Origin of the sequence: Oscillibacter sp. (genome assembly GCF_032060045.1) — a bacterium.
GTDB lineage: Bacteria > Bacillota > Clostridia > Oscillospirales > Oscillospiraceae > Oscillibacter.
On sequence record NZ_DAMBZJ010000001.1, the window covers coordinates 200375 to 216656 of the forward strand.

The window sequence follows — 16282 nt, forward strand, 5'->3', positions numbered from 1 at the left end:
GTTTCATCGACATCCCCGAGGTGGTCCGTGATTTTTACAAGATGTACCGCCCCTCTCCGCTGATGCGGGCCTACTGTTTGGAAAAAGCGCTGGACACTCCGGCGAAGATTTACTATAAGTACGAGGGCGGCAACACCAGTGGCAGCCACAAACTGAACTCCGCCATCGCGCAGGCATATTACGCCAAGGAGCAGGGTCTCAGGGGCGTCACCACCGAGACCGGCGCCGGACAGTGGGGCACCGCCCTGTCCATGGCCTGCGGCTATTTTGGGCTGGACTTGAAGGTCTTTATGGTCAAGGGTTCGGCGGAGCAGAAACCCTATCGCAAGGCCGTGATGGAGACCTATGACGCGTCGGTCATCCCTTCTCCTTCAAACACCACAGAGGTGGGCCGCCGGATGCTGGAGGAATTTCCGGGCACCTCCGGAAGCCTTGGCACTGCCATTTCCGAGGCGGTGGAGAAGGCCACCACCACCGAGGGCTATCGCTACGTGCTGGGAAGTGTTTTAAATCAGGTGCTGCTACATCAGTCCATAATTGGACTGGAGACAAAGGCGGCCCTTGAAAAACTGGACGAATACCCCGACATTCTTATCGGCTGCGCGGGCGGCGGTTCCAACCTTGGTGGTTTGATGGCTCCCTTCATGGCCGATAAGCTGACCGGGAAGCAGGCTCCGTATTTTATTGCGGTGGAGCCCGCCTCCTGCCCCTCCCTGACCCGGGGCCGGTTTGCCTATGATTTCTGCGACACGGGAAAAGTCACGCCTCTGGCCAAGATGTATACGCTGGGCTGCGGCTTTATCCCGGCGCCAAACCACGCGGGTGGACTGCGCTACCACGGCATGAGCCCCATTCTCTCCCAGCTCTATCACGACGGATTTCTAGACGAGGCCCGCTCCGTCACGCAAACCAAGGTCTTTGAAGCCGCCAAGCTGTTCGCAAAGGTGGAGGGCACGCTGCCCGCGCCGGAGTCTGCACATGCTATCCGGGCCGCCATTGACGAAGCGCTCCGGTGCAAAGAAGCGGGGGAAGCCAAAACCATAGTCTTCGGACTCACCGGAACCGGGTACTTTGACATGGCGGCGTATATGTCCTATCACGACGGCAGCATGACCGATTACATCCCTACCGAAGAGGATCTGGCTCGTGGCTTTTCCCACATTCCCAAGCTGCCGGGGATTCAAGAATAATTAGTTTAGCCCCTGCGCGGCTTTCGCCGCGCAGGGGCTGTGATTTATTTCTGATGCCCGGTTGAAAGCCGGCACTGCTTCGGACTTTGCGCGCGTTATTTCAGCTTGGACTTGATTTTTGCCTTTGCCTCCGGGCTGAGAACTCCGGCGGCAATTCGCACTGGCAAAGACGGCAGGTGGAGGAATTTACGGCGTACCTGGTCAAAAGGCTGCAGGGCATAGGCCGCGAAAAACGCTGCCCGGTCCGCAGGCTGGGCGATGGGGGAGGCCAACCGGGGATTTCCTGCCACGGCTCGTTCCGGCGAGAAGGGTTGCCGCCCAAGGGGGAGACGGTCAAAAATATGGCTGGCGTGAGCCGTGTTCACAATCAGGAGAGACACGCCCTTTTCCTGCTGATCGCTAAGCTCGTCGGGCCGCAGGCCCCAGAAGTCGCCAAGGGTAAAGTCCCCCGTCCGGGACAAAGAGGTATAGGTGCACCGGTGGCAGCAGGGCCGCAGGAACAGCGCCCGCCCAAACGCCCGGCCCCATTCTGTCTGGAACAGGGGAGCGGAATCCGCCGACCCATCTTTATAAAGCAGGGTAAAGTGGCTATTCTTCCAGCCAGCCACCTTGTTGCGAAAGCGCACGGTTTGCAGCGAGCGCCGTCTGCGGCTTTCAATGGAGCGAACCATGTCCGCCCACACACCGGGGGAGGGAACGCCTTGGCACACCACGTCGCAAGTGGTGAGATTTTCCGGGCGGTGGCCCAGAAAGTGATACAGTCCGTCCACCTGGCAGGGAGTGCCGGAGAAAAGAACGGGACGAGACTTTAAAAGTTCCCGAATCTCTCGGAATACGCCCTGCAGGTCGCTCTGTACGTATTTGGCTCCCCGGAGATAGCGTAAATCCTCCACTGAAAAGCAGGCGATGTGCCGAAGGCGTTGCTTGTCGTCCAGCGCCGCGCCGAACACCACGCCCCCGCTTTCCAACGTGTCCGCCGCGATGAGGGAAAAAATACCTCCGGAGGTGGAGTCTTTGCGGATTACGTCGTCCCGGTTCCATGCGGCGAATACCGCGGGAAGGGGACAGCTCTTGGGCGGATGCAGCGGTGGACAGACCGCCGTGCACCGCCCACAGTGAATGCATTTTTCGGGGTCCACCAAGGGATAGGCAAAGCCCTCCCGGTCCGGTTCCATGGAGATGGCGTCCTTAGGGCAGACGGAGGCGCAACCGGTGCAGCCCGTGCAGTCTGCTCGGGCGGCCAGCTCTGGTAAATCAGTGCCGCTTTCGGACTTTTCCGGGGCAACAAGCGGCTCGTTCATCAGCGCGGCGCGGAGATACTCGAGAGAATTCCGGCGCTCCTCTTCCAGCCGCGCGGTGGCGGCGGACCAGTTCACAGGGTCCGTAAGCCCGGCGGAGTCGCCCTTTCCGATAATACGGTCTGCAAGGCCCAGCCGATCCAGAAGACTAAAAATCCGGGACTGCTCCGGTGCGGCCAGTTCCGCCGGAGAAACGGCGGTAAAAAACGGCTTTTGGAACTGTACGGAAAATACGGTTCCGTGGAAAGAGTTGGTGCATACATAGGCTGCGTGGCGAAACAGGCCCAGAAATTCCGCAGGTCCCGCGGAAAAGACGCACTCCGCCTTGGGGTGGACCTTTTGCCGAAGACCGCAAAGCTGGACCACGGGCAGCCCTGTCTCCTCTTGGAGGCGGCGGATATAGGGCTCCAGCGGTCCGGGGGCGCTGATGCAGTAGCACAGGATGTAGCCGGGGAGCTGCTTCGGCTCTGCCGAAAGGGCGGCCCAGTCTTCCTGCCGCAAAAGCAGCGTGGGGTCCAGCACCACGGGGGCCTCCCGTCCGCCAATCTCACGAAGGATAGCCTGTCCCCGGGCCTCCCGTGCGGAGAGATGAGAAAAGTCATCAAGATATCGGCGCAGCTCCTCCTCCATCTCGTCGGGAATGTGAGGAATGCCGAAGGAGGGGGCGTAGGCAATTTTCCGACCAGCTGTAAATCGGCTGAAAAACACTGGATCAAATCGCCCGTCGGGGAAAATTTTCGGGTTCCAGATTTGGTCACTGCCGGAGAGGTACACATCGCAATCAGGTGCACGCTCCAATTCCTGAAAGCTTTCGTACCGCCGCTCCGTAATCTTCAGATTGCGAAAGGCAAAGTCTTCAAATCGCTGATACCGTTCGCGCATAGCGGAATAGTGGAGCGCGGTGTGGGCGTTTGCAGCGGTGGAGGAAAGCCCCCCAGCGCGGCGGAACAGGTCGTTATTCTGATTAACATAGTAGTTGAAAATTTCGCAAGAGCTTCCAAGCTGTTCCACGGCACGCTGCGTGGCGCAGGCCTGTAACACCGCGCCATAGTGGTGGATATGAAAAAAGGTAACAAGGCCCGTTTTCAAGTGACGGCCTCCTTCCTGAAATTACTGCTGAGAGCACAGCTCCTCTATGGGTCCGAAGTCGGGAAAGTCATCTTCGACAACCCAATCCTCCACGGGAACCACGTCAAACTCCGTTTTCGTCCGCCGGATGACTACCCGTTCAAGACCGGCGTTGATTACCTGCCTGCGGCACATGGAGCAGGAGGTGGCGTCGCCCAAAAGCTCACCGGTTCGGGCGTCCCGGCCCACAAGGTATAGTGTTCCGCTCACCATATCCCGTCGGGAGGCGGAGATGATGGCGTTGGCCTCGGCGTGGACGCTGCGGCACAGCTCGTACCGCTCGCCCCGGGGGACCTTTGCCGCCTCGCGGGTGCAGTAGCCCATGTCGACACAGTTCTTCCTGCCCCTGGGCGCGCCGTTGTAGCCGGTGGAAATAATCTCATCGTTTTTTACGATGATGGCTCCGTATACCCGGCGCAGGCAGGTAGCCCGCTCCAAAACAGTCTCCGCGATGTCCAGATAGTAATTTTCCTTGCTGATACGATTCATAGATGTCCTCCGTGAAGTGCGGCGCTTTCGCCGAGATTGAAGAAGCTTTCTTAAAGAACGGATTCCGCCTGCCGCGGAAGGTCCAGCCCAGCGCGGACGGCAATCAGTTCCGCTGCCACGGAGACGGCAATTTCCTCCGGCGTCTGCGCCCCAATGGGAAGGCCAATGGGCGCGTGAAGCACGGCGTATTCCTCCGCCGTAAAGCCCGCGTCCAACAGGCGCTTTCGGCACAGCGCCAGCTTTTGCCTGCTTCCGATGCAGCCGATGTACCGCGCGCTGGAGCACAAGGTTTGAGACAGCACCTCGTAGTCCGCGTTGTGCCCCCGGGTCATCACAATCACATAGTCGCGGGGGGTAACGGAAATATCTAGCCGTTCAAAGTCGCATACCTGAACCTGCTGAGCTGTGGGCAGAAACGCAGGGTCGGCAAATTCAGACCGGTCGTCGTAGACCGCGCAGCGAAAGCCTAGAGGATACAACGCGGACACCAGCGCCCGGGACACGTGTCCCGCGCCGAAGATGTGGACCCACCCGGCTTGGGACACGGGTACGGAGAACCAGCCGCCATCCGTCAGCATAGGCCCGTCCCTCAGCAGGGGGGCAAGCAAGGGATCGGTTGCATCCGCCCCGGAGAGTGCGCGGACCTCCGCCACACAGTTGCCGTTCAGCCGCAGGGCCAGCCATGCGTCCTGCCCCCCGGCATAGGCCTCCTTAAGCGTGCGAAAAGCAGCTTTTGCCGCCTCGTCCTGTGGAGAAATATAGTGGAGCTGAACAGTTACGTCGCCGCCGCAGATCATCCCAAGGCTGTGGTCGCTGCCCTGAATAAAGCGGTAGTCCCGCCGCTGGTCCTCGCCGGATTTCAAAATCTCGGACGCCAGCTTCTGTGCTTCAAACTCCACGTTGCCGCCGCCGATGGTTCCGGCGGAACTCCCGTCCGGCAGCACCGCCATCATGGCTCCCGCACCCCGGGGCGTGGACCCGGCGGAGGATAAAAGGCTAATCAGGCAAACGGGCTGCCCGCTCTCCAGTCCGTGGATCAGCGCGTTCCAAAACTCCAGCATAAAGCGCCTCCGTTTCGTTTTTATGCAGTCCGGCAAGTGTACCGCAGGGTACTTGGCCGCTGTACAGTCAATTTGCTTCACAGGTTCATCGCATGCGTCCTCCATTGCGCGACAGGTGCGCGCAGGGAGGTCAGTTGCAATTTAATATATGAAACAGTTGTCCTTGCCTATTATATCAGCTTTTTTTCGATTTGAATATGAAAAAACGGAAAATAATCAAGTCTGCCCCGAAACGCACACGACAAAGTGCGGAAAACCGGAGGGCCTGCGAATACGCAAGCCCCCCGGTCAAGATTATGGAATAAGCGCGGGAAATTCCGCCTTGTGCATGGTCACTTTGTGGACTCTTCGCCTTCCAGCAGGGCCTTTGCGCTGGCGGCAAGCCCCGCCAGACCCTGAATTTCGGAGGGAATGATGATTTTTGTGGCCTTTCCGTCGGCTACCTTCACCATCGTCTCCAGCGCCCGGAGCTTGATGACCTGGTCGTTGGGGCTGGATTCGTTCAGCATGCGCAGCGCGTCGGCCGTGGCCTGCTGGACTTTCATAATGGCCTCCGCTTCGCCCTCGGCGTGGAGGATGGCGGCCTGCTTTGCCGCGTCGGCCCGCAGGATGGCAGACTGCTTATCGCCCTCTGCAACCAGAATCTGGCTTTGCTTCTGGCCCTCAGCCTGAAGGATGGCCTCGCGGCGCTCCCGCTCCGCCTTCATCTGCTTTTCCATGGCGTTCTGAATTTCCTTGGGGGGAAGAATGTTCTTCAACTCCACCCGGTTTACCTTAATGCCCCAAGGGTCCGTGGCCTCGTCCAGAATGGCCCGCATCCGGGTGTTGATGATGTCGCGGGAGGTGAGGGACTGGTCCAGTTCCATATCACCGATAATGTTTCGCAGGGTGGTGGCGGTGAGGTTTTCAATGGCGTTCATGGGACGCTCCACACCGTAGGTATACAGCTTGGAATCCGTGATCTGGAAGTAAATAACCGTGTCGATTTGCATGGTGACGTTGTCCTTTGTGATGACGGGCTGGGGCGCAAAATCCGCCACCTGCTCCTTCAGGGACACCCGCTTTGCAATCCGCTCGAAAAAGGGAAGCTTGAAATGTAATCCCACGCCCCAAACGGTGCGGAACGCGCCCAACCTCTCCACCACATAGGCTTTGGATTGCTGGACAATGACAATGTTGCTGACGATCAGCAGTAGAATGAGGACCACCAGAATAATCAGGGCAATGCTTTGAATCTGAATAGGCATTTATTTAACTCCTTCCAAAATTTTATTTTTCTCCACAAAGAGTTTAACACCCTCCATTTTGGACACGGTTACAAGACTGCCCACAGGGAAAACCATTCCGTCAGTGCTGCGGGCCGTCCAGGTCTTGCCGTCCACATAGACGGCGCCGCTGGAGTTTTCGTTGTCCACGATTTCCGTCACCTTGCCCGTCTGGCCGATCACCCGGTCCAGATTGGTGGGAGTGGCCTTGCCTGCCCGCATTTTCCGCACCAGCGGGCGGGTGGCCGCCAGCGCGGCGGCAGATATGACAAGAAAAAGCGCAAACTGCACGGGCACAGATATGCTCAGCATCGCTGCAATCAGCGCGGCCAGCGATCCCGCCACGAACCAGATGGACACCAGCCCCGCAGTGACGGCTTCCGCCACACCGAAGAGCACAATGGCACCCAGCCAAATCCAAATCATCATTAAAAAAACCTCCTTTGGAAAGCATTCGATGGGGGTGAAATCGATAAAAAAGAAATGCTTTATATTTCATACGCTCATTATATCACATGTTCGGGAAAAATACCAGCCCCGCAGAGCGGTTGATTCTGGGATAGACCCGAAAATAAAACATTTTTATAAATCAGACGGACAAAGAGGAGGAAAAGTTTCAGCTTGACTGCGATTTTTTCAGATGGTCCGGAATTTTTAAATTCGCCGCGTTGCACATTTTTTAAATATCTGGTATAGTAATTCAAATATTTTAAACACTTAAAGGAGGCGCAGCCCATGACGCTGACGGTACCCTGCCTGTTCGGACTGGAAAGTCTGGTGGCGGACGAAATGAAACGGTTAAATTTGCAGGAGGTCCGGGCGGAGAATGGCCGGGTCCACTGTCTGGGAACTCAGGCGGACATAGCCCGGCTGAATATGAATCTGCGCTGCGGAGCGCGGGTTTTGATGGAGCTGGGCAGTTTTCCTGCCAAGGATTTTGAAGCTCTGTTTCAGGGCGTTTACGCACTGCCGTGGGAAGATTATATCCCCAAGGACGGAGAATTTCCTGTAAAGGGGTATTCCTTGAATTCCCAGCTCCACTCAGTCCCTGCCTGTCAGGCGATTGTAAAAAAAGCCTCTGCCAAGCGGTTGGGAGAGAAATATGGAATAGAGACGCTGCCAGAGACGGGAAGCCGTTATCAGCTTCAGTTCGCCATCGTGCGGGATGTGGCCACCGTGTATCTGGATACCTCGGGCGAGGGCCTGTACAAGCGAGGCTATCGGGCACAGGGCGTGGTTGCGCCGCTGCGGGAAACGCTGGCGGCGGCACTGGTGACTCTGTCCCGCTACCGTGGGCGGGACCCCTTCTGTGACCCATTCTGCGGCTCCGGTACCATCCCCATCGAGGCGGCGCTTATCGCAAAAAACCGTGCCCCGGGTCTGAATCGCAGCTTTTCCGCCCAAAAGTGGAAAAACATGGACGCAAAGCTTTGGCTGGACGCGGCGCAGGAGGCGCGGGACCGCGAGTTCCACGGGACTTACGACATCTGGGGCGGGGACGTTGACCCAGCGGCGGTGGAACTGGCGCGGCACAATGCGGAGCTTGCTGGGGTGGAGGACTGCGTTCGCTTTGAAGTGGCCGACGCATCAAAATTTCACCGGGACAGCGAATACGGCCAACTGGTCACCAACCCACCCTACGGCGAGCGGCTGATGGAGCACAGCGAGGCCGAGGCGCTGTACCGCGTCTTCGGCGCGGCCTGCCGGGACTTGCCGCCCAAGTGGCGGGTGCTGGTGCTTTCGTCCCATACGGAGTTTGAGCGGTCGTTTGGCAAGCAGGCCGACAAAAAGCGCAAGCTCTACAACGGAATGCTAAAATGCGATTTATTTATGTACGGAAAGTGATTTTTCGTCATAATAATACAAAACGTATTACAGTCTCCGGCGTTTTTAACGCCGGAGACTGTTTGCTCATGTGCAATCGTGTGGGACAAGGGTGATTTCTCCCGCAGAGATACGCTCCTAAAGCTTCTCCTCCGAAAAAATGACCCATTTAAATCAGGGTATCCGTCGGGTGCGCCGCGCCGGTCGGTCTTTTTATTTAAAGTATGCTGCGCAGACGCTTTCATGACATGCCGTGCTGCAAACTCCTGCCGATTTTGCCCGGCGGAGCGTTTTCCGCCGCTCTACGGGGAAGTTTACAAAATTTTCACAGATTTTCCCTCCATACCCCCTTTACAAACGGACGGGGATGTACTATGATAGCACCGTTAGCACTCGGGATGATTGAGTGCTAACGCTGATTTTATAAATTTTTTAATATATTGAAGGAGGCAGTTTTTATGAAACTCACACCGCTTGCAGACCGTGTCATCCTAAAGATGGTGGAAGCCGAGGAGACGACCAAGGGCGGCATCATTCTCACCGGCTCCGCCAAGGAGAAGCCCTCCGTGGCTGAAGTGATTTCCGTGGGCCCTGGCGGCAACGTGGACGGCAAGGACGTGGTCATGACCGTGAAGGTCGGCGACAAGGTGATCACCAGCCAGTATGCCGGAAGCAAGGTTACGCTGGAAGACGAGGAGTATACCGTGGTGCGCCAGAGTGAGATTCTGGCCATCGTGGACTAAAGCAGTCTCAAAAACAACTTCTTAAATTTGGAGGTAATGCAATATGTCTAAACTGATTATGCGCGGCGAGGATGCCCGCAAGGCGCTGCAGGCCGGCGTGGACACTCTGGCCGATACCGTCAAGGTCACTCTGGGCCCCAAGGGCCGCAACGTGGTGCTGGACAAGAAGTACGGCGCACCCCTGATTACCAACGACGGCGTGACCATCGCCAAGGAAATTGAGTTGCCCGATCCCTTTGAGAACATGGGCGCACAGCTGGTGAAGGAAGTCTCCACCAAGACCAACGATGTGGCCGGCGACGGCACTACCACCGCAACCCTTCTGGCGCAGGCCATGATTTCCGAGGGCCTGAAGAATCTGGCTGCCGGAGCGAACCCCATCGTGGTGCGCAAGGGCATGGCAAAGGCTGTGGAAGTTGCCGTGGCTGAGATCAAGAAGCAGTCCAAGAAGGTGGACGGCACCAAGGATATTGCCCGCGTGGGCGCCGTCTCCTCCGGCGACGAGGAAATCGGCAAGCTGATTGCTGACGCTATGGACAAGGTTTCTGCCGACGGCGTGATTACCATTGAGGAGTCCAAGACCGCCGAGACTTACAGCGAAGTCGTGGAGGGTATGCAGTTTGACCGGGGCTACATCACCCCCTATATGTGCACCGACACTGAGAAGATGGAGGCCAATATCGACGATGCCTACATCCTCATTACCGATAAGAAGATCTCTGTTATTACCGACATTCTGCCCCTGCTGGAGCAACTGGTCCAGTCCGGCAAGAAGTTGCTGATCGTGGCTGAGGACGTGGAGGGCGAGGCCCTGAGCACCCTGATCGTGAACCGTCTGCGGGGCACGCTGAACGTGGTGTGCGTTAAGGCGCCCGGCTTCGGCGATCGCCGCAAGGAAATGCTGCAGGACATTGCCGTCCTCACCGGCGGCACTGTGGTGTCCGAAGAGGTGGGTCTGGAGCTGAAGACTGCCACGCTGGATATGCTGGGACGTGCCCGCCAGGTGAAGGTCACCAAGGAAAACACCACCATCGTGGATGGCGCGGGCGACAGCCAGGCCATCAAGGACCGTGTGGGCCAGATTCGCGCCCAGATTGGCAACACCACCTCTGAGTATGACAAAGAGAAGCTTCAGGAGCGTCTGGCAAAGCTGGCTGGCGGCGTTGCCGTCGTGAAGGTCGGCGCAGCCACCGAGACGGAGATGAAGGAAAAGAAGCTCCGCATGGAGGATGCTCTAAATGCTACCCGCGCGGCTGTTGAAGAGGGCGTGGTCGCCGGCGGCGGCACCATCTTCATCAACGTTATTTCCGCCGTGGAGGCTTTGATCTCCACAGTGGAGGGCGACGAGAAGACCGGCGTACGCCTGATTGCCAAGGCACTGGAAGCTCCCATCCGCCAGATCGCGGCCAACGCCGGACTGGACGGCTCCGTGATTCTGGAGAAAGTCCGGGATTCCGGCAAGGCGGGCTATGGCTTTGACGCCTATAAGGAAGAGTACTGTGATATGGTCACTGCCGGGATCATCGACCCCGCAAAGGTGACGCGCTCTGCTCTGGAGAATGCCGCCAGTGTGGCTTCCATGGTGCTGACTACCGAGTCACTGGTCGCCGACAAGCCCGAGCCTCCTGCTCCCGCTCCCGCCGCACCCGATATGGGCGGCATGTACTAAGATAAATTCTTTCGCCGGGGGCGCTTTCACGCCCCCGGCGAATCCCCTTCTACAAAAACAGATATTTTTTGAGAGATTTTCCCGAAAACCTATTGACAAAAACGGGCGTTATCTGGTATAGTAATCCTCGCCCGCCACACAGGCGTGCAGATTTGGCGGCATAGCTCAGTTGGCTAGAGCATGCGGTTCATACCCGCAGTGTCCCCGGTTCGAATCCAGGTGCCGCTACCAGAATTCCCACGGGACACGCCGTGTCCCGTGGGGGTTTCCGAAAAGTTGATATGGCCCGTTGGTCAAGTGGTTAAGACACGGCCCTTTCACGGCTGTAACATGGGTTCGAATCCCGTACGGGTCACCAAACCTATTTGACTGGAAGATTTCAGTCATCAGGTGTAAAAATTGAATATTTGATGTGGAGGCTTAGCTCAGCTGGTTAGAGCGCCTGCTTCACACGCAGGAGGTCGAGAGTTCGAGTCTCCCAGTCTCCACCACACTGGATCTCAGACAAAGGTACAAAAGGTTGTGCCTTTGTCTCGGATTCGTATTCAAGAGAAAAACAGCGAAGAAACCGCCATAGTGATGGCGCATAGGACTGCACACGGATGCAGCCTCCCCGTCAAGTCCGTGCGGGGCCGTGAGGAAGTATCATTATCAATCGGCGTTTCATTGCAGCTTCTTAGGCTCCTACCCGGCAAGGGTGATCGTGGCCCTGGAGGAATCGTTGCGTCTCGCGTGGCGTCGTTCCTAGTGCTGGCCGTCCTCTCGGTACAGCCCGTCGATTGTCTTGTTCAAATTCTTCGCTGTTATGGCCAAAGCATTCTTGGCACAATCAAAAAGAATGCGCTTTCGCACAGAAACTTTTTTATAATTGTGGACAATAGCTGTGTCACCAGCTATTATCAGATAAAGCGCTTTGGAGTTTTTCAAGGTGCAGGGTAGTTTGAGGTAAAGGGTTCTCTCCGTATGGGGAGGGCCTTTTGCTTTACCCCAAACAGTTATGTTAAAACGCCGACGGGACCATTGGCCGAAGCAATCTTTTCAAAGACGCTTCCTCAGCGTGATAACCGTATGTGCTTCTTAGCACCCTGTCATTCTAACGCCACCAAAGGAAAAAGGCAAGAAATATATGGAATTAAAAATGAATCTGGGGAAAAATCTTCCCTACCTTGTTGCCCTTCGGTTAAGGGTTAACAGCCTTATATTTTGCGTTTTCCTCTGTTCGGTTGGTCGATTATATCCAGTAAGCGGAATAGCCAGGCGGTCGCCGTGCCTGCGCCGATCAGGCACAAAAGAGTTGTTTTCATAATTCGGCCTAGCAATGCTCTGCGCGATGTCTGTGCCATGCGGTGTACTGCTCATTGTTTATCGGCTCCGGAGAATCCGTTTCAATGTAGCTCGGTGGCCCAAAGATGCACAGATCGTCGGAAAGGAAGTCTGCCTGCGTGATGACCTTTGCCGGAATGTGCCCACTGTTGGGAACCTCAATGCGATCAAGAAACAGGTTGCTGTCATAGTACCAGTCGGACTGAATGTACCGTTCCTCGGCATCGGTCATTTCAATGTTGTTGATGTAGCCGGCCAGTGCACCGTGCGCGGTCAGGCGAACCGGGGGCTTCTCTCTATCCGAGATTTCGCCCAGAACAATGTCGGCGATTGTCTTATACCCATTGTCCTCATAGCTAAAGCTAAATACAGTGCCGTGATATTTGTACAAGTTTTTTATTCTATGCGCTCTTCTATGCTTTAATTATACACCGAAGTTAAGTGTATCTCAATGCACGCACCGTACAATTTTTACGTGAGAAATTATTAGTTTTATACACTTGATTGCTGTGTATATATGTGATATAGTAAGCGCTGAATGGAGGGAAGACATGCCTATTATTTACAAAAAAGATATAGTTCAGGCCCTGAAGAATGCGGGCTATTCCACTTATCGCATTCGCAAAGAAAAGATTATGGGGGAAGCTACGCTCCAAAAATTGAGGCTAAACGAACCTGTTTCTTGGGAAATGCTTGCAGTGCTCTGCCGCCTACTACGCTGCCAACCGGGCGATCTGATGGAGTACGTGGAGGGATAACAGCATACGTGTCACGGCGCTCACGCGCCGGCAAGGCTTTTCTTCTTCTCTTTTGAATCCAACATTCTGTATCAGAGCACAATTAAGGCGGCCTCCGGGAACATTATCCCGATGGCCGCCTTCTGAGCTTCTAGAAATCTCGAACTTTACGCAGAGTCTAATTGACTTGGCAGTTTTCTTAAATAGGATCTTATGAACATAACAAAAGATTAGGTCACTATTGTTTGTTATGTACCTTATATTGTCCCTTATACGCGGGCAAAGTGGCGCAAACACGATAAATAGCGGCATCCGCCTTTACCGATGATAGGTCCCAAGTCACATTTAATGAAATAGAAAAGCATAATTTTTGCCGCGTTTATGTGGGACCTTTTTGCGTCAAATGCGTGTATGCAACCTGTACATAGGGAATGTGTTTCCATAGTTCGCAGTCTCCGATAATTGCCAGCCGATATTTTGCACGGGAAACAGCAACATTGATAATATTAGGTTTCTGTCCCACCCAGTGTGCCGCGCCTCGACCGCTTTGCGCATCGCAGCCTAACACCAGCAGGACCTCAGCCGCTTCCTTGCCCTGAAATGTATGAATAGTACCGCAATTATCCTTAAGCCATTTAGTCACATCTTGAGTATCTGCTTGGGGTAATTTTTGCCCAATTACTGAACGGAACGCTTTTTTCAGTGCGCGCTCCACAGACGTAAACGGCGTTATAACATAGAGATCAGGGAATCCGCCATAGAGCTCAATACCTTGCTCCAGTAGGTGCGCGGCAAGTTGGACCTGCTCCCAGACTGCATGATCCTTATTACCGTTTTCTGCGCCCTTGCAATCCAGCCAAACTGACGGCTCAAAAAGAAACCGCCGGGATGAATTCGGCAATTCGGTCTTGTTGACCATCCTCTTATTATAGGCCACCTCGTCGGAAATTTTGAACATGGGATTTAAGCAGCGACGATGTACGATCAGAGGGCTGCCCAACCAGCGCTCTTCTCCGTTGAACTTACGGATTCCGCCATACCGGTTTAACTGATCAGCCAGCATCTGCACCGACAGTTCCGGCAGACGATAGACTGGCGGTATACCGTATTCATCGGCGAACCGCTTGCGTAATTCCTTTGGAATTGTAACAATGGGCTCCACCTGCAGCGGATCGCCTACGACAATGGCCTTACGCGTTCTCCAAAGGGCTCCTAATGCGCTTTGCGGCGTTGCCTGACCGGCTTCATCCACTACCAGAAGGCCAAGCTCCTTTGCTTGTATACCGTCAAGGAAAGTCTGTACAGATGCAAAGGTGGTTGAAATTACGGGGACCACAAGCATTAAGGTATTAAGCAAATCTCCGTAAGAAGTGTTGCAATCACTTTTTGAAAATTTTCCATCCCACAAAGCAAAGAGCCGACTCAGATTTTTCTTTACACAATCACCGGACAACACAAATGCCTTGTGAAGCATCAACGCCCGATAAAACAGTTCTTCCCTTAGCTTGTCATATTCTGAGTCCGTCCAGGGACTGGCAGATTGTGACTGTTTGTTTAAACTGATATTCTTCCAAAAGGACGCATCCACCCAATTTTCACCAAATCGAGCACGGTTGGGGGCAATTTCAGCCCGTATAATATCTAGACGCTGTTGTGCCTTCAGCAGCGTCTCTCCCGACACTTGACACTGCGTCTTTGTTTGCTGAACGGCATCGGCTTGTGCCTGACAATCGACTCGCTTATGTGTTACCTGAATGAGGATTTGTTCAACAGATTGTCTCGCTGAAATCCATTCTTTTAAAACCGCGTTATTGGGAAACCAACGCCAGAAAATGCGCTTCAAAAATGAAAGCCTGTCCTGCAATGTGGTTACGTTCTGCTCTTGCATCACAAGCATTTGTTCCAGGTTTTTTAGTTCCTGCTGCTTATTTAGCAACAGCTCTTCCTGTTCGGAGTATGTATCACGCGCATTCCTATCCTGTCTATGTGCTGTTTCCTGTGCCTCCATGGCACGCTCTTCCTCTTGCGGTAAAGCCTGTACTAAGGCGATCTTCTTTTGGGCCTCTTGCACCGCTTTTAATGCCACACGGAAATTTTGGCGCGCTTCGTTCCAATCCGGTATTTTGTCGGTATCGTTACATTTGAGCGTCACCTCGTCATTGGACTGACAAAGGCACTTCTTTAACTTATTCAAGTTGGATCTTTTGCCCAGAGGCACCGAAATCAGTCCCCATGCGGGTTTACTAAGAAGTTTTGTGGCAAAATCGGCAAAATAGGTATTTACTCCACGTTCAGTACCCATCTTGAAAAAGCGTTCCGTCCGATCCGCTTTAATTGCCTCGGGCAATTCCACAGAGATATTTTCGACTGCGGCGTTATTATTGGAGGCCACGAGGATACCGTAGGCAGATAGTTTTTTGTCCAATTTGAAAAAGTACTGATTATTCTGATCTGGTGGATTTTGATATTCTGCTTTTTTAAATGCGCAGTCAGGCGTATCATATCCGTCCATGACAATGGCACGCTGCACAATATTGGAAGCCACAATTTCCTTTAGTAGTGTGGTCTTTCCGGTACCCGGAGGTCCATTTACCGAAAAAATCGCTTGCTCCCCGGAAATTGCCAAATTAATCCCAATCTGCTGCATCAGGCTTGGACTATTTTCTGATGGCCACACACCCAATGGAAACGCTTCCGCGCGCAAGCAATTCTGCATCTTTGCCACATCCGTGTCGATCTGAATGCGATTTAGGTCTTTATTCGTCATGGCCTGCACATAATTGCGGACATTGTCTGTGGTCTTAGCCTTGATTTTTACTAAATCCTTCAGGTAAAAACTCTGCATCAATTCAGTAGCAGGGTCTAAAGTTGGAAATTCACCGGTCTTGTTGGCGTACTGTTCTTTTCTTCGAGACCATAACGAGGCCTCAATCAGATTTGGAGCTATCATAGCCTTTTCAAGGGATAATGCAAGGATGTCATTTAGTTCCTTTTGGCATATCGGCGGTGCCGTCTCATCCTCTATGTTGTTCAAAAGCTTTTTGTTGATTGTTGTCTGAATTCCATCTAGTTCTGATGCATCCAATTTGGCTCCGATTGATCCGGCGTTTGCCAAGCTTCCGATTGCCCAAACAAAACTGGATAAGGCGAAGGAGCCCGCAACATATTGTCCATCCTGATCAATTTTCAAGGCACACAGACAGGTAATGGAGCTGTCGTTTTCGATAATTGTCTCTTCCGGGGTAAGTCCAAGCTGTTCCAGCAGCCAAACAATCAAGTCATTTGACATGGCCTTGCCGAGATACACATCATAACTTACCCTGATTTTGGGGTTATTCTGCAGTTTTAGCCAGGGAAGCTCGCTGCGAAGAAGGTTTGTATCCTGCTTCGGCTTGACTGGCCAGCACGGATTAAAGAATTCCAGCGCGTACCAGTAATCTAATATTTTTTGTATCATTTATTCCTCCGCTATGGATAGGTATATTTAAATGGATGTGTAATAAACAAAGCACTAAACCGCTGGCGCGGTGGTATCTAAGCCCTGACTTTTTCTTC

The 16282-nt window shown here is 54.1% G+C and carries 12 protein-coding genes and 3 tRNA genes; 8 read left to right on the forward strand and 7 right to left on the reverse strand.

Annotated features, from left to right (window positions below; translation table 11 throughout):
• On the forward strand, positions 1-1190 hold a 1190-nt coding region (locus RT018_RS00925), incomplete at its 5' end, for a TrpB-like pyridoxal phosphate-dependent enzyme (protein WP_312938649.1).
• 95 nt (positions 1191-1285) lie between these two features.
• Here the strand turns inward: RT018_RS00925 and RT018_RS00930 are convergent.
• The 5 genes from RT018_RS00930 to RT018_RS00950 all read right to left on the reverse strand — a co-directional run bounded on the left by RT018_RS00930 (position 1286) and on the right by RT018_RS00950 (position 6860).
• Positions 1286-3577: a polysaccharide pyruvyl transferase family protein gene (locus RT018_RS00930; protein WP_312938650.1), complete on the reverse strand. Its 2292-nt coding sequence runs from the start codon at positions 3575-3577 to the stop codon at positions 1286-1288.
• A gap of 21 nt (positions 3578-3598) precedes the next feature.
• The gene (locus tag RT018_RS00935) at positions 3599-4105 is read right to left on the reverse strand and encodes a deaminase (protein ID WP_312938651.1); all 507 of its coding nucleotides are present in this window, start codon (positions 4103-4105) and stop codon (positions 3599-3601) included.
• A gap of 50 nt (positions 4106-4155) precedes the next feature.
• Positions 4156-5166: an XdhC/CoxI family protein gene (locus RT018_RS00940; protein ID WP_312938652.1), complete on the reverse strand. Its 1011-nt coding sequence runs from the start codon at positions 5164-5166 to the stop codon at positions 4156-4158.
• Positions 5167-5498: 332 nt separating this feature from the next.
• Positions 5499-6413: an SPFH domain-containing protein gene (locus RT018_RS00945; protein ID WP_312938653.1), complete on the reverse strand. Its 915-nt coding sequence runs from the start codon at positions 6411-6413 to the stop codon at positions 5499-5501.
• The gene (locus RT018_RS00950) at positions 6414-6860 is read right to left on the reverse strand and encodes an NfeD family protein (protein WP_312938654.1); all 447 of its coding nucleotides are present in this window, start codon (positions 6858-6860) and stop codon (positions 6414-6416) included. It abuts the gene before it with no gap.
• A 306-nt stretch (positions 6861-7166) separates the two neighbouring features.
• Between RT018_RS00950 and RT018_RS00955 the strand changes: the two genes are divergently transcribed.
• The 6 genes from RT018_RS00955 (at position 7167) to RT018_RS00980 (ending at position 11158) form a co-directional block, all read left to right on the forward strand.
• A complete protein-coding gene (locus tag RT018_RS00955) occupies positions 7167-8276 on the forward strand; it encodes a class I SAM-dependent RNA methyltransferase (RefSeq protein WP_312938656.1) in 1110 nt (369 codons plus the stop codon).
• Between the two features lie 437 nt (positions 8277-8713).
• Entirely contained in the window at positions 8714-8998 is a 285-nt protein-coding gene (gene groES, locus RT018_RS00960) for a co-chaperone GroES (protein WP_294855992.1), read from the forward strand.
• A 43-nt stretch (positions 8999-9041) separates the two neighbouring features.
• Positions 9042-10667, forward strand: a complete 1626-nt coding sequence (gene groL / locus RT018_RS00965; protein ID WP_312938657.1) for a chaperonin GroEL — start codon at positions 9042-9044, stop codon at positions 10665-10667.
• A 154-nt stretch (positions 10668-10821) separates the two neighbouring features.
• Positions 10822-10898, forward strand: a tRNA-Met gene (locus RT018_RS00970).
• A 52-nt stretch (positions 10899-10950) separates the two neighbouring features.
• Positions 10951-11025 (forward strand) — tRNA-Glu (locus tag RT018_RS00975).
• A gap of 56 nt (positions 11026-11081) precedes the next feature.
• Positions 11082-11158: transfer RNA gene (locus RT018_RS00980), tRNA-Val, on the forward strand.
• Positions 11159-11979: 821 nt separating this feature from the next.
• Here RT018_RS00980 and RT018_RS00985 read toward each other — a convergent pair.
• A complete protein-coding gene (locus tag RT018_RS00985) occupies positions 11980-12381 on the reverse strand; it encodes a hypothetical protein (protein WP_312938658.1) in 402 nt (133 codons plus the stop codon).
• A gap of 160 nt (positions 12382-12541) precedes the next feature.
• On the opposite strand from RT018_RS00985, the gene RT018_RS00990 reads away from it, so the two are divergent.
• Positions 12542-12748 carry a helix-turn-helix transcriptional regulator gene (locus RT018_RS00990; RefSeq protein ID WP_294855989.1) on the forward strand — a complete coding sequence of 69 codons (207 nt, stop codon included), beginning with the start codon at positions 12542-12544 and terminating at the stop codon, positions 12746-12748.
• Between the two features lie 358 nt (positions 12749-13106).
• Here the strand turns inward: RT018_RS00990 and RT018_RS00995 are convergent, their stop codons facing one another.
• Complete coding sequence (locus tag RT018_RS00995) at positions 13107-16184, reverse strand: AAA domain-containing protein (RefSeq protein WP_312938659.1); 3078 nt, start codon at positions 16182-16184, stop codon at positions 13107-13109.
• Positions 16185-16282 lie beyond the last annotated feature (98 nt).